This is a genomic window from Nocardia sp. NPDC049190 (genome assembly GCF_040648115.1).
Lineage (GTDB): Bacteria > Actinomycetota > Actinomycetes > Mycobacteriales > Mycobacteriaceae > Nocardia.
This window is the reverse complement of the sequence record NZ_JBEZDE010000009.1, coordinates 99042-112999: the sequence shown is the minus strand read 5'-3', so window position 1 is coordinate 112999 and position 13958 is coordinate 99042. Positions and strand designations below refer to the sequence as shown.

The window sequence follows — 13958 nt, the reverse complement described above, 5'->3', positions numbered from 1 at the left end:
GTGGCTCATGCGCCGGGCCGCAGCGTGGCGAGGTGTTCGAGCACCTCGCCCGTGTCGACAACGTCGCCGTACTTCATGTCGATATCCAGCAGGGCCGCCCAATGTGGGGTGTCGACCCGGTCGAACGAGGCGTCCCGCGCGACCGTCACCCGGTAGTTGTGGGAAAAGCCGTCGACCGCGGTCGCGTATACACAGCCGCTCGACGTGCCGCCGCATACGATCAGGGAATCGACCCCACGGGCGATCAGATATGCCGCGAGCCCGGTGCCGGCGAAGATACTCGGCTTGTCCTTGGCAAGCACCAGTTCACCCTCCCGCGGGGCGATCTCGTCGAGTACCTCGTTGTCCCTGCCGTCGCCGCCCGTGCCACCGTCCTCGACACCGCGGGTGTTCTTGGCCCCCCATAATCCCGGCTCGTAAGCGGGACTGGCGGGATCTCGCATCGTGCTGAACACGATCGGCACTGCCGCGGCCCGGGCGGCGTTCAGCAGCTCGCGGATCGGTCCGAGCGCTGCCCACGCCCGGTCACCGCAGGAACGCCGGTTGACCTCGATCGCGTCAAGTATGGGCAGCGGTTCGGCGCCACAGAAGCTGTAGGTCGCGTCGACGACCAGCAGCGCGGGTCGGGCCCCGAAGCCGAGCCGGTTACCGTAGCCGGCCTTCGCGAGTGTTTCCAGCTCCTCGCGCGGAAAGTGCGCCTCCCATTTGCGGATGACGTCGTCGGGCCGGGTCATTTCGCCCACCCCGGCAGGACGTCGGCGGGACTCACACGACCCTTGAAATTCCCGAACTCCCGGAGCAACTCGATCCAGGTCTCGGTGTCGGCGCCCTGGACCGACGCGAGATCGGCCGCGGTCGTCTGGAACCGATAGTCCGGGATCCGGGTTTTGGCGAGTACCGCCTTGCTGGCACCCGTGTAGGTGCCCATGAGTTCCAGAGCATCGGCCTGGTTCGCCTTGATCCAGTCCGCGGCCTGGGACAACGCGGTGTTGAACTTCAGTACCGTCTCCTCGTTGGCGTCCGCCCAGCCCTTGGACGCGAGGAAGATACCGAGGAACGCCTCGTCGCCGAGCGAGCGAAACGGCGAACCGAGAGAGACCCCGCCGTTCGCGACCGTCATGCTCGCGAACGGCTCGATCTCCTCGATGCCGTCGGCCCGGCCCGCCCGAAGAGTGTCCGGCAACTGCGGCACAGTACCGACGACCCAATTGGCCTTGTCCAACGGCGCACCAGCCTGTTTGGCCGCGTTCAGCACCGCGTAGTGGATGTTGCCGGTGAGCGAGAGCGCCCCGAGGTTCTTCCCCTCCAGCTCGGCGTAGGACTTGATACCGCTGGCGGCCGAGGTGACGAAGTCGGTCTGCGGGTTGGCTTTCGAATCGATCGCGCCGCCGGTGATGTTCGCGAGCGCGATCCGATGGGCGGCAGCGGTGATCAGCGCCGGCTGCGTGCCCATCGCGACGTCGAACTGTCTGCCGAGAGTCGCGAGCTGGTCCGAGATCGAGACGTTCGATACCTGGAAGGTGACCTTCAGGCCCTGCGCCTTGAAGAAGCCCTGCTTGTCGGCGACGACGACCGGCAACGCGGTGCCGGTGGGCGCGATCGCGACTCTCACTGTGTCGGATGGACCGGACGTACCCGACGATCCGCTCCCACAGGCCGCGAGTGCCGGAACCAGGGCTGCGGCCACGAGGGCCAGAGCGCGTCGCCGCGTCAGGATCCCCCGCGACGCGAGCCTGCCGAACGGACCACTGGGTCCTCGGTGCTCCATTGCGTACCTCTCCTCATGCTGGGCGTGTAACACGCCTCACTAATGAGAGAAGACGCTAACTTCAGTACTAGACTCAAGTCAAGTACTTTGGCTAGTTGCTGTGCCGCGCTCTCTGTGCGGAAGAGACACCGACACACCACGTACCAGGGCGAACTCGCGCCCAGGGCAGCAATCAGGCGTTCTCCGGTTGGATGCGACCATCTCGCAGCGCCTCGGCGATCGGCGACTCCGCGTCGATCCCCACGTAGAACGCGAAGATCGACAGCGCCGCAATGCGCTGGTGTTCACTGAGGGAATGCTGGAAGTAGGCCACGTGGCGATGCACCTGCTCGTCGATGTCACGCAGCACGCGTACGCCGGCGTCTGTGGCCTGGACGAAGGTGACTCGCTTGTCCCGCTCGGAATGCATGCGGGTTACGTAACCCTCGCTCTCGAGCTTACGGACCAGCCGTGAGGCGAAGGCCGCGGGAACATCGAGCCGCTCGCCGAGCCCACTGATAGTCAGTTGCTCACCTTCACGAATGCCGTAGGTTTGCAGCAATGCTTGGTGCTGCAGCGGATCGAAACCGCGTTTCTTGGCTTCCTCGTTGATGATCCGGGTGACCCGACGCATCACGTAGCGCGCTTCGGCGATGTTGAACGCGTAGGAGCGGAACTCGGTCTCCCGCTGGCTCGCCCCGATGTCCGACCAGGTCGTGTACGCCCGCAGTGCCCCGTCGTCCATCAGCCACCCCCCCTCGAATCGGAACCATCCTGGAGGCTCAGCGCGACGGCGCCGAGGCGCCTTGCGACATCCTCCCAGCGGGACATTATCTCCTCGGGTTCGTGGACCGCAAACATCAGGGGTGCGGTCAGTTCCGCATAACGGACCTCGTCCACACGCACGTCCACAACCCGGAGAGTGAGCGCGCGCAGCGCGTGTCCTGCCAGGTCTCCCGATGGCGCCGCGGCGAGGTGCCCGCTATCGGTACACCGCAATGAGGCCGACACCGCGGCCCCGTCCACGACCCAGAACAAGGTGGCCGCGCCGGAGCGCTCGATATTGGTCGCCGATCGACTACCAGACCACACCGCCACCAGCAGCAAATCGTCAGCGACGACGTGCACCTCGGCGCGGCTCAGCAGGGCGACCCGCGGCGGCCCCGCTTCATCCACCGACAACAGCAGCAGCGCCTGGTCGCGAGGCTGAGCAGAGGCAGTCAGGTCGGCGAGGTGTTCCGCGGCCAGTCGCGTCCCGGTCACATACCACCTCCGGGGCTCTGCGGCGGCCCATTCCAGCGGTTGACGAGATCGTGTTCGATGTCGAAGAGGTCGAGGACGCGTCCCACCACGTGGTCGACCACGTCCAGCACGGTGTGTGGCTTGTAATAGGTCCCGATGACCGGAGGCACCGCGATCGCGCCGAGTTCAGTCGCCGCCAGCAGGTTGCGAAGATGGCCGAGGTGCAGTGGACTCTCTCGCGGGACCAGCACGAGCCGGCGACGTTCCTTGAGGGTCACGTCCGCGGCGCGCGCCACCAGGTCCGGCGTGGCGGAGTGGGCGATGTGCGAGAGGGTGTTCATCGAGCATGGGACGACGACCATGCCGCGCACCCGAAACGAACCGCTGGCGATCGGCGCAGCCATGTCCTCCGGTCGGTGCACGAAGTCGGCCAGCGCCTCGACGTCGGCCAGACCCCATGCGGGTTCTTCCAGCGCGAGGGTCCGGCGCGCTCCGCGGGAGATCACGAGATGGGTCTCGATTTCAGACGCGCGCAGCGCTTGTAATGTCCTGATTGCGAGGATCGGAGCGGACGCACCAGTGAGGCCGACGATCAGTCGCCCGACAGTTCCCATCTCAGGAGGCCACGGCCGCCAGGACCGCCGGGTCCCCGCCGTCCCAGGCGATCGGAAGCGGAAGCGGCGAGCGGTACTGCACTTCGGGGCGCAGCTGCTGGTAACGACCACCGAAGTAGAGCAACGGCTCGCCGTGGGTCGCAATGCCGACCCCTGTCACTCTGCCCACCAGGATTGCGTGCGTACCTGCGGAGGTATCGCTGTCGACCGTGCAATCCAGGAAGGCAAGGGCATCCTTCAGGGCCGGGGATGACCATCCCGCGTCCGTCGCCAGCCACTCCGGGGCCAGGCCCTTGTCCGAACCCGGTCGCGCGCAGTGGTTCGAGATGGAGACTGCCGCCGATCCGAGAATGTTGACGCCGAACCGGCCGCCACGTGTGATGTGCCCGTAGGTCCGGGTGGCACGATTGACGCAGATGAGCACCAGCAACGGATCGTCGGAGACCGAAGAGAAGGCTGTCGCGGTCATGCCGATAGGCCCGCCCTCCTCGTCCCACATCGAGATCACGTTGACGCTCGACGCGAAGCGGCCCAGCGCCGAGCGGAAACCGGTGCGATCGAGATCGACTGCCCGTAACTGCATGAGTCCTCCCTAGAACGACTGGGAGAAAGTATATATAAGTACCGTACTTGAGACAAGTAGTTGGCGTAGATGCCCCTGATCATTGCCGGGGTTACCAGTTGCCCGGCGTCCGGGCCCCAAACCTGACTGCCGAATGGCGTATCGCACTCACCACCCCGAGGAGAGCGAGCGCTGCCGTTCGAGCCCTACCTAAGCCAACCCAGAGTGGTCGACAGGCGGTTGCGTGACAGTGCCGAACCGTGAATCTCCGCGAAGTTCGCTGGCCAGAGCAGGGGAGACGCGAAAATGCTTGTCCTGCAGGCATAATGGCTCTCCACGGTTCCATAAACCTGACTGGAAGGCACTTCACAGGTGAAGTATCGCCGGGTAACGCAATCCGCCCCGCCACGCGTTCCACGCCATGCCGACTAGCTGAAATACTTTCGGCCACAACAGATCTCGTCGACTGGGCCAGCTGACCCCAACCCCACCGTCCACTCGACCCGACCGACCAACCGGACCTGGAAACCCGCCCCACCTGGCGAAACAGGTGGCAGGTGGCCTCATCGCGCCCGGCAACCCACAATCAGACCCCACCGAACACCCCCTCGATCACCGACAACAGACCCACCGGCACGCATTATCGATGCGAGTTGACAGAGAGGTGTGCAATGACGCTGTCCACACGAATTCGATTGGAACAGCACGGCGTGAGATTGAAAGCGGAACACCTTCCTGAAATCGACGAGGTTTTTTCCGTCCACGTCCGCTCCCCCACCGAAATAGCCAAACGAATAATCGCGCTACATGCATTGCTCGGGGTCATTTTCCACCGCGACCCCCGGGAGGTCAAGGAATGGATGGAGGAAGAGAATTTCCTGCATGAACTGACCGAGCGAGAACAATGGGCATTCGCATTGACCGAGTTGCCCGAAGCGGAGATGCTGTGGCGACAGCAGACAATGCAAACGAATCTGCTGACCTGGCGAGCCGAGTCCCTCTACGTACTCCTGTGGGCTTCGGGAGCGATTCCGAGCATGATCGAGCCCGATGAAAGAATAGATGGCTCATCGGTGATCGACCACTTGCCCGGATTGGGCGAGCCATTGCAGCCGTTTATCCAGAAAGCCACACTCCGCCCGAGGCAGGAGATAGTGGAAGAGCTTCACTACTATCTGGCGCTACGCCTCTGCCAAGGAGTCATGGACCATATCGACGCACAGGTGGTGGAGGAACGATACTACGCGTTGTATTGGATCGCATGCGCGGACGATTCGGAATGGGATGAAGACGAAGACGAAGACGACGTAGTCGATTCGAGGTAGAGGACAAGGACTAGACGAGACGGTCTCTTATCCGAAAGGTCGTCCCGCCCGGCTCATTCCAGCGACCGGCAAGACGACCTTGGCTCGTTCACGGTCGACGCCTCAGAGGGCGTCTGAGAACTGAGGCGGGGCGGCGTGTGGCGCACGAAGAATGGGTGAACTCCCGGTAGGACTGGTGGTTCTCACGCCAAACCCGGTCCGACCAGGAGCTCGTGTGCCAGTGTCGCTTGCCTGCCAGTGTTTGTCATGCCCGACCCACCGCGAGTCGCCCGACAGGCCTTCGGAGCGCTCGTCGTACCCGTCCTCGTCGATCACCGACGCCCAATGGGCGGTGCTGGAGCCACTGCTCCCGCCGCCCGGCAACACCACCGGCAACGGCGGGCGACCGGAGAAACACCCCCGCCGCCTCGTGCTGGACGCGATCTTCTACGTCGTCCGCGGCGGGATCGCGTGGCGGCAGATGCCCCACGACTTCCCGCCCGCGACGACCGTCTACGACATCTTCCGCCGTTGGACCAAAAACGTTGTGTGGCACAAGATCCACGACGCGCTGCGTGACCTGGTCCGGGTACGCGCCGGACGCGACCCGCTGCCGACCGCCGCGATCGTCGACTCCCAGACCGTACGCGGCGCCGACACCGTCCCCTCCGACAGCGCCGGCTACGACGCGGGCAAGAAGACCAAGGGCCGCAAACGACACATCGCCACCGACACCCTGGGGCTGCTCCTGGCCGTCGTGGTCACCGGCGCGCACATCCAGGACCGCGACGGAGCCCACCGGCTGCTGGTGGCGTTGCGTGCCCGTTTCTCCACCGTGTCGCACCTCTGGGTCGACGGAGGCTACGCGGGTCGCCTGGTCCTCTGGGCCCACAAGGTCCTGTCGTTGACCCTGGAGGTGGTCAAACGCACCGACAAGACCAGCGGGTTCCTGGTCCTGCCCCGGCGTTGGGTCGTCGAACGAACATTCGGATGGATCACCAAACACCGACGCTGCGTCCGTGACTACGAGACCCTGCCCGAACACCACGAAGCCATGGTCTACATAGCCATGATCATGACCATGTCCCGCCGACTCGCCCGTGCCGGAGACCACTAACGTCAGCATTCAGACGCCCTCTCAGAGAGGTAATTTCGATACGTCTACGACTACGTATATGATCGGCGCATGGACGTGTTGATCGTGGGAGCGGGACCGACGGGAATGACGTTGGCGTGCGGCCTGGCCGCGCAGGGCGTCGAGGTGCGGCTCGTCGACCGGGCCACCGGACCTGCCGAGACCTCGCGGGCAAACATCCTGCACGCACGCGGCGTCGAGGTCCTAGACCGGCTGGGTGCCCTCCGCGACCTGCGGGAACGGACGCTCGAGCCCGCCGGCATGCGGATGCACGTCGGCGGCAGGCCAATCGCCACTATGCGGTTCCTGCCGGACCGGCGGGAGCGCACGCAGGCGCTGTTCGTGTCGCAGGCCGCGATCGAGGCCGAGCTGCGCCGCCGGCTCACCGAGCTGGGCGTGCCCATCCACTGGGGGACCGAGGTCACGTCCCTCGACCAGGATCCGCCGGCCGACTGGGTGGTCGGGTGCGACGGTGCCCGCAGCACGGTCCGCGAACTCGCAGGGATCGACTTCCCCGGCGTGCCGGTCGCCGAGCGGTTCCTGCTCGCCGACGTCCACGCCGACTGGGACCGCGACCGCAGTGTCTCCGCCGGCTGGTACCACCGGGACGGCATGCTGCTGGCCATGCCGATGCCCGGCAAGCCGGACCTCTGGCGCCTCATGGCTGACGTACCGCACGACGGCGAGCGGCTCGCCCCCGACCAAGTGGTCGACCGGCTGCGGCAGCTCCTCGTGGAGCGCGCGGGTCAGTCGGATATCGGCATCCGCGAGACCGTGTGGGCCTCGGTGTTCCGCATCCACCGACGGCTGGCGGCCGACTACCGCCGCGGCCGGGTCCTGCTCGCCGGCGACGCGGCGCACACCCACAGCCCGATCGGCGGTCAAGGCATGAACACGGGCATCGGCGACGCGGAGAACCTCGCGTGGAAGCTGGGCCTGGTGGTCCGCGGCCTGGCCGGCCCCGAACTGCTCGACACCTATGGGGCCGAACGCCGGCCGCTGGCGGCGGACGTCCTGCGCAACACCACGGCGAACACGCGGCTGCTGCTCGGCGAAACGGCGCTCACGCGGTTCCTCCGAGACCGGGTGGTGGTTCCGTTGCTCGGCAGGCCGGCCGTGCAGCGCCGCGCTACCCGGGTGGCGTCGCAATTGTGGGTCACCTACCGGCGCGGTCCGCTCGGTGGCCGCGGCCCGGCGCCGCAGCCGGGTGACCGCATCCCGGACGGCGAATACCAGCGCACCGACGGAACCCAGACACGGCTGCACGCGGAGCTTGGCCCGGAGTGGGCCTTGGTCGGCGGCTCGGCCGAACTGCTGGCCGAGGCCCGCACAGCGTTGGGCGAGGTGGTCGGCCTGCGAGGGGAGGGAGACGCGCTGCTCATCCGCCCGGACGCACACCTCGCCTGGCACGGCAACGACCCGGCCGCGCTGCAAGATCGGCTGACAGCGATGCTGCGGCCGCCGGGCGTTGGCACAATGCGCCTGTGACTTCCGCACGCACCGGTCCTGGCCGTCCGCGCGACCCGGAGGCGGACGAGGCGATCCTGCGGGCCGCCGTTGAGCTACTGATCCAGCGGGGTGTCGAGCGGACGAGCATCGAGCAGATCGCCCGGCGGGCCGGGGTGGCGAAGGTGACCGTGTACCGGCGGTGGAGTTCGAAGGAAAAGCTGTTCGCCCAGGCGCTCGAGTCCACGCGTGAGCAGGTCCGTGCAGTCGACAAGGTCGGCGGTCCGCTGCTCGACGTGATCGAGGAGCTGCTGCCTCGGTGGGGTGAGCTGCTGGCCGACCCCGGCGCGCGAGCGCTGACCGCCCGGATGATCGGCGCCGGGCCGGACCACCCGGAGCTGCTCTCCACGTACTGGCGCCACCACCTCGAGCCCCGCCGCGAGCGTGCCCGAAAGACCCTCGACCGCGCGAAGCGGGACGGCGTGCTGCCAGCCACTACGGATGTCGACATGGTGATCGACATGATGTGGGGGGCCGTCCTGCATCAGCTGGTGCTAGCGCCCGGCGACCGCTCGGCCACGGAGCTGACTGCCTACCTTCGCCGCATGCTCCGCCAGATGGGCTTCGCCCTACCAGAGTGAACCGGGGTAGAGGTATTGTCGGCCGGCTGCTCCTCGCCGTGGAACCAGGCCCATGGCTTCGCGGCGGTGGGCAGCGGGTCACGTCCGGTGTGGAGGCGGACCAGGTTGCGTAGTGCATCGTGAACTTGTTGCCACACAACGGTTTTGGCCCATCGGCGGAAGATGTCGTAGATGGTCATCGCGGGCGGGAAGTCGCCGGGCGTCTGTCGCCAGGCGATCCCGCCGCGGGCCACGTAGAAGATGGCGTCCAGCACGACCCGGCGTGGGTGCTTCTCCGGTCGACCACCTTTGCCGACGGTGTTACCCGGTGGTGGCAGCAACGACGCGACGAGCGCCCACTCGGAGTCAGACATCGACGAGGACGGGTAGAACGGACACGACACCGGTGTAGTCAGCGGCCCACCATGGGCTGGGCATGACAAACACCGGCAGGTAGGCAACACTGACACGCGAGCTCCTGGCAGACCGGTTGGCGTAGAGAACCACCAGTCCTACCGGGAGTTCGCCCACTTCCCGGCACACACGCCGACGCCCACCAAAGTTCTCAGACGCCCTCTCAGACCGGCAGCAGCCGGGACACCACGGCGGTCAACTGCTTCGCCGACCGGCATTCGTGCATTTCGATCACTTGCCCGTACCTGTCGGCGGCCGAATCGCCCGAACCCCACTGGCTGCGCGGCTCCGGATTGAGCCAGTGCGCGTGCTTGGCGACATCAACCAGCGATCGCAGCGTCGTCAACTCCGGATCTCGGTAATTGGTGCGTGCGTCACCGAGAATCAGGAGCGAACTTCGGCTGGTGACGGCGTCGGGATAGTCCCTGGCGAATCCGGCCAACGCAGCGCCGTAGTCCGAGTGCCCATCCACGCCGACCACGCTCGCCTCGGTGAAAATCTTCGTCATCGCCGTGTCGAGCCGAGTGTGCGGATCGAAGAACTGGGTCACCTCGTCCACCTGGTCGACGAATGCGAAGATCCGCACCCGGGAGAACTGTTCACGCAGCGCGCTCACCAGCAACAACGTGAAGTTGCTGAACCCGGCCACCGACCCGGACACATCGCACAGCAGCACCAACTCGGGGCGACCGGGACGCGGTTTGCGGTGTACCAGGTCGATCGGCACTCCACCGGTCGACATGGATTTGCGGAGGGTACGCCGCAGGTCGATCTCGCCGCGCCGAGCGTGCCTGCGCCGCGCGGCGAGACGTGCCGCGAGGATGCGCGCCAGGCGCTGCGTGCCCCGCTTGAGCTCGGCCAGTTCGGCCTCGGAGGCACGCAGGAAGTCGACCTCCTCGGCTTGCCGGGAGACGCCGTAGGTCGCGACGCGTTCGCGGCCGATTCGTTCGGCGGCGCGCCGCCTGGTCTCGGCCTCCACCGTCGCGCGGAACCGGTCGATGCGCCGGCGCACCGTACGGCGGGCGATCTCGGTGTCGAAAGCATTGACGTCCGATCCGGCGGCCAGCCCGGCGACGATCTCGGCCAGCAGGGTCTGCGGCTGCACCTCACGTAATGCCTGATACGCCGAAAACGAAGGGCCACGGGCAGATTGGTACTGACCGAGCTGTTCGACCAGCTGCCCGGCCAGCGCCTCCAGCTGCGCTGTGGCCGCCTCCTGTCCGAGCAATTGCGCGAGCAGCTCACGCAACGCCGGAATGTCCACGTCGCCCGTGCGAGTGTGCGGAATATCGACCTCGCCCGGCGTCGATGTGCGTTCACCTACCGCGGCTGGAAACCACAGGTCGAACATTCCGTCGAAGGTCGCGCGGTGCGTGGTGCGCCGCAGCAACGCACAGGCCAAGCCCTCGCGCAGGACTTCCCGGTCCATCAGGTCGAGCACGGTCACCACACGACCCGCGTCCACCGTTTCCGAGGGCCCGACCGGAATTCCGCGCGCCCGCAGCGCCGCTACGAACCCGACCAGATGCCCAGGCAGTCCGTTCGGCGCGGACAGCGGCGCGAAATCCGCGGGGACCGATCCGGTCGCCATGGCTCAGGCCAGCTTCAATTCGGCCAGCGCGCGCTGATGGTCACTGCGATGTTTGAGCACGACGCCGAGGGTGGCGCGGACGGCGGTGTCGTCCAGATCCGTCAGCCCGAGCGCGAGCAGCGTGCGTCCCCAATCGATCGATTCGGCGACCGAGGGCAGCTTCTTCAGTTGCATGCCGCGCAGGACATGCACGATCCGCACCAGCTGTGCGGCGATCGCGGCGGACAGCTCCGGGACCCGGCTGGCCAGGATGCGGCGCTCCAGCTCCGCATCCGGGAAGTCCAGATGCAGGTAGAGACAGCGGCGCTTGAGCGCCTCGGACAGCTCGCGGGTGGCGTTCGAGGTGAGCACGACGAACGGCTTACGGCTGGCGGTGATGGTGCCCAACTCCGGCACGGTGACCGCGAAGTCGCTGAGTACCTCGAGCAACAGGCCCTCGATCTCCACATCGGCTTTGTCCGTCTCGTCGATCAGCAGCACCGTGGGATCGGTACGGCGGATCGCGGTGAGCAGCGGCCGGGAGAGCAGGAACTCTTCGGTGAAGACATCGGCCTTCGTCTCCGCCCAGTCGTTCTCGCTCGAGGCCTGGATACGCAGGATCTGCTTGGCGTGGTTCCACTCGTAGAGCGCGCGGGCCTCGTCGACGCCCTCGTAGCACTGCAGGCGGACCAGCTCGGCGCCCGAGGTCTGCGCGATCGCGCGGGCCAACTCGGTCTTGCCCACACCGGCCGGACCCTCGATCAGCAGTGGCTTGCCCAGCCTGTCGGCAAGGAATACCGACGTAGCGGTGGCCGTGTCCGCGAGGTATCCCGTACTCGCCAACCGGTCGATCACGTCATCCACCGATCCGAAGACCGGTTCCTGCCCCGCACTCTCCGATGCCACTCGCTGCCTTCCTTCCGAACCACCACTCACGCTACGGGAGCGCGGACCGACTCGATGTCGGTGTGCGCCGCACGGGCGCTGCGCGCCGGAACGCTAGACCGGCCGGATCTGGCCGTCACCCCAGACGATCCACTTGGTCGAGGTCAGTTCGGGCAGAGCCATCGGACCGCGGGCGTGCAACTTCTGCGTGGAGATGCCGATCTCGGCGCCGAATCCGAACTGCTCGCCGTCGGTGAACGCGGTGGAGGCATTCACCATGACGGCCGCGGCATCGACGCGGCCGGTGAACTCGCGGGCCGCGGCCAGTTCGCCGGTGACGATCGCCTCGGTGTGGCCGGTACCCCAGGTGTTGATGTGTTCCACCGCCGCGTCCAGGTCGGCGACCACTTTGAGTGCGATATCGAGCGTCAGGTATTCCTCGCCCCAGTCGGCGTCGGTGGCCGGAACCTGGCCGGGCAGCTCGCCGTGGATGGTGACGCCGTGCTGCTCGAGCGCGCTGGTCAGGCGAGGTAGCGCCCGGTCGGCGATCGCAGCATCGATGAGGACGGTTTCGGCCGCGTTGCACACGCTGGGGCGGCGGGTCTTGGCGTTGATCAGGATCCGCTCGGCCATGTCCAGGTCGGCGGCGGCATGCACGTAGACGTGGCAGTTACCGGTCCCGGTCTCGATGGTGGGCACCTGCGCGTCCCGGACGACCGCGTTGATCAGACCGGCGCCGCCGCGCGGAATGACCACGTCGACCAGGCCGCGCGCCTGGATCAGATGGGTCACGCTGGAGCGATCCTCGCTCGGCAGCAGTTGCACCGCGTCGGCCGGGATACCCTGTGCGGCAAGCGATTCCCGGAGCACCTCGACGAGAGCGGCATTGGAGCGAGCCGCCGAAGCGGAGCCGCGCAGCACGGCCGCGTTGCCGGACTTGAGCGCGAGCCCGAACGCGTCGACGGTGACGTTCGGCCTGGCTTCGTACACCATGCCGACCACACCGAGCGGGACTCGCACCTGTTTGATCTCCAGGCCGTTCGGCAAGGTCGAACCCCGGACGACCACGCCCACCGGATCCGGCAGCCCGGCCACCTGGCGCAGGCCGGAGGCGATGCCGTCGATGCGCGCCTTCGTCAGCCGCAGCCGATCCAGCAACGACCCCTCCGTACCCGCCGCCTGCGCCGCGGTGACATCGTCGGCATTGGCAGCGAGTACCCGGTCGGCGGCGGCCAGCAGCGCGTCGGCCGCGGCATCCAGCGCGTCGTTCTTCTGCGCGGTCGTCAACTGCGCGAGAGTTCGCGACGCGACCCGCGCCTTGCGCGCGGCCTCGTGCACCACCGCGCGAACATCCGGCCCGGTCGTCGTTCCTACCGTCATGCGTATCAGCCTACGCACCGGGTTCGCCACCGATTTCACCCGCTGGGCAGCCACGACCGGGCCGCGGGCTGACGACGCGAGGACGAGGGTGCGTGCGAGACGCGCGGTCTGCGACTAGCGTCCGGCACTATGACGGCCGAAACGGGCGCACCGGTGATCGTGGTACTCGGCAGTATCAACATGGACCTGGTGACGACGACCGCGCGGCGGCCCGTCCCCGGTGAGACGGTTGTGGGCATGGAATTCGTCATGGTGCCGGGCGGGAAGGGCGCCAACCAAGCCATCGCGGCGCAGCGCGCCGGTGCGGCGGTGCGGTTCCTCGGCGCCGTCGGTGACGACGTGTGCGCGACCGAACTCCGCCGGGCGCTGACGGATTCCGCGGTGGCGGTCGATCGGTTGCGCACCGTCACCGGGCCGAGTGGCGTTGCCACGATCATCGTCGACCGCGCCGGTGAGAACAGCATCATCGTGGTCGGCGGCGCGAACGCGCGGATGACCGAACTCGACGGCGACGACCTGGCGGCGATAGCGGCTGCCGACATCCTGCTGTGCCAGTTGGAGCTTCCGATAGACACGGTGACCGCGGCCGCGGGTCACGCTCGCGCGAACCGGACGACGGTCGTGCTGAACCCCTCACCGGCCCGTCGACTACCGGCCGATCTTTCGGCGAATGTCGATGTGGCCGTGCTCAATTCGGGTGAATACGACCAGCTTCGCCCCGACCTCACCCTGGTGCCGCACGTGGTCGTCACCCGCGGCGCGGCCGGCGCCACCTATCGCGGGCCCGACGGCACGCTCCGATCCCAACCCAGCCCGGAGGTGACGGTCCGCGACACCACCGGCGCGGGCGACGCCTTCACCGGCGCACTCGCCGCCACCTGGCACCGCGGCCCGGAATGGGCGCTGCGCTGGGCCTGCGCGGCCGGCGCCCTCGCGACGACCAAGCTCGGCGCGAGCACCGCGATCCCGACCGCAGCCGAGATCGCCGCCGCGGTGGCCGCCGAGTAACGACCCGCGGCGCACTGGTCCGCGCTTATCG

Annotated in this window: 15 protein-coding genes; 5 read left to right on the top strand and 10 right to left on the bottom strand. The window is 67.3% G+C overall.

Features of this window, described 5'->3' with window-relative positions; translation table 11 throughout:
* Positions 1–5: 5 nt before the first annotated feature.
* From AB0B25_RS10760 to AB0B25_RS10735, 6 genes are all read right to left on the bottom strand, one after another.
* Positions 6–734 (bottom strand): isochorismatase family protein, encoded by a 729-nt coding sequence (locus AB0B25_RS10760; protein ID WP_357177009.1) that lies wholly within the window; start codon positions 732–734, stop codon positions 6–8.
* Positions 731–1612, bottom strand: coding sequence for an ABC transporter substrate-binding protein (locus tag AB0B25_RS10755; RefSeq protein ID WP_357177008.1), 882 nt, complete (start codon positions 1610–1612; stop codon positions 731–733). Before AB0B25_RS10755 ends, AB0B25_RS10760 begins: the two co-directional genes overlap by 4 nt.
* A gap of 328 nt (positions 1613–1940) precedes the next feature.
* Positions 1941–2492, bottom strand: a complete 552-nt coding sequence (locus tag AB0B25_RS10750; protein WP_357177007.1) for a MarR family transcriptional regulator — start codon at positions 2490–2492, stop codon at positions 1941–1943.
* Complete coding sequence (locus AB0B25_RS10745; RefSeq protein WP_357177006.1) at positions 2492–3010, bottom strand: hypothetical protein; 519 nt, start codon at positions 3008–3010, stop codon at positions 2492–2494. The genes AB0B25_RS10750 and AB0B25_RS10745 overlap by 1 nt, the downstream gene beginning before the upstream one ends.
* On the bottom strand, positions 3007–3603 hold the full coding sequence (locus AB0B25_RS10740; protein ID WP_357177005.1) for a UbiX family flavin prenyltransferase: 597 nt from the start codon (positions 3601–3603) through the stop codon (positions 3007–3009). Before AB0B25_RS10740 ends, AB0B25_RS10745 begins: the two co-directional genes overlap by 4 nt.
* 1 nt (position 3604) lies before the next feature.
* Positions 3605–4186, bottom strand: a complete 582-nt coding sequence (locus AB0B25_RS10735; RefSeq protein ID WP_357177004.1) for a flavin reductase family protein — start codon at positions 4184–4186, stop codon at positions 3605–3607.
* A gap of 650 nt (positions 4187–4836) precedes the next feature.
* On the opposite strand from AB0B25_RS10735, the gene AB0B25_RS10730 reads away from it, so the two are divergent.
* The 4 genes from AB0B25_RS10730 (at position 4837) to AB0B25_RS10715 (ending at position 8691) form a co-directional block, all read left to right on the top strand.
* Positions 4837–5490 (top strand): DUF4272 domain-containing protein, encoded by a 654-nt coding sequence (locus tag AB0B25_RS10730; protein ID WP_357177003.1) that lies wholly within the window; start codon positions 4837–4839, stop codon positions 5488–5490.
* 241 nt (positions 5491–5731) lie between these two features.
* Entirely contained in the window at positions 5732–6586 is an 855-nt protein-coding gene (locus tag AB0B25_RS10725) for an IS5 family transposase (RefSeq protein WP_357177002.1), read from the top strand.
* 69 nt (positions 6587–6655) lie between these two features.
* The gene (locus AB0B25_RS10720) at positions 6656–8092 is read left to right on the top strand and encodes an FAD-dependent monooxygenase (protein ID WP_357177001.1); all 1437 of its coding nucleotides are present in this window, start codon (positions 6656–6658) and stop codon (positions 8090–8092) included.
* A complete protein-coding gene (locus AB0B25_RS10715; RefSeq protein WP_357074401.1) occupies positions 8089–8691 on the top strand; it encodes a TetR/AcrR family transcriptional regulator in 603 nt (200 codons plus the stop codon). Before AB0B25_RS10720 ends, AB0B25_RS10715 begins: the two co-directional genes overlap by 4 nt.
* On the opposite strand, the gene AB0B25_RS10710 is transcribed toward AB0B25_RS10715, so the two are convergent.
* The 4 genes from AB0B25_RS10710 to AB0B25_RS10695 all read right to left on the bottom strand — a co-directional run bounded on the left by AB0B25_RS10710 (position 8643) and on the right by AB0B25_RS10695 (position 12949).
* The gene (locus tag AB0B25_RS10710; RefSeq protein ID WP_357074398.1) at positions 8643–9044 is read right to left on the bottom strand and encodes a transposase; all 402 of its coding nucleotides are present in this window, start codon (positions 9042–9044) and stop codon (positions 8643–8645) included. The two genes, AB0B25_RS10715 and AB0B25_RS10710, sit on opposite strands and share 49 nt — an antisense overlap.
* A 203-nt stretch (positions 9045–9247) precedes the next feature.
* Complete coding sequence (locus AB0B25_RS10705; RefSeq protein ID WP_357177000.1) at positions 9248–10675, bottom strand: VWA domain-containing protein; 1428 nt, start codon at positions 10673–10675, stop codon at positions 9248–9250.
* A 3-nt stretch (positions 10676–10678) separates the two neighbouring features.
* Positions 10679–11560, bottom strand: a complete 882-nt coding sequence (locus AB0B25_RS10700; protein ID WP_357176999.1) for a MoxR family ATPase — start codon at positions 11558–11560, stop codon at positions 10679–10681.
* A 93-nt stretch (positions 11561–11653) separates the two neighbouring features.
* Complete coding sequence (locus AB0B25_RS10695; RefSeq protein WP_357176998.1) at positions 11654–12949, bottom strand: glutamate-5-semialdehyde dehydrogenase; 1296 nt, start codon at positions 12947–12949, stop codon at positions 11654–11656.
* A gap of 99 nt (positions 12950–13048) precedes the next feature.
* Here AB0B25_RS10695 and AB0B25_RS10690 point away from each other — a divergent pair, with 99 nt between their 5' ends.
* On the top strand, positions 13049–13927 hold the full coding sequence (locus AB0B25_RS10690) for a ribokinase (protein ID WP_357176997.1): 879 nt from the start codon (positions 13049–13051) through the stop codon (positions 13925–13927).
* Positions 13928–13958: the final 31 nt, after the last annotated feature.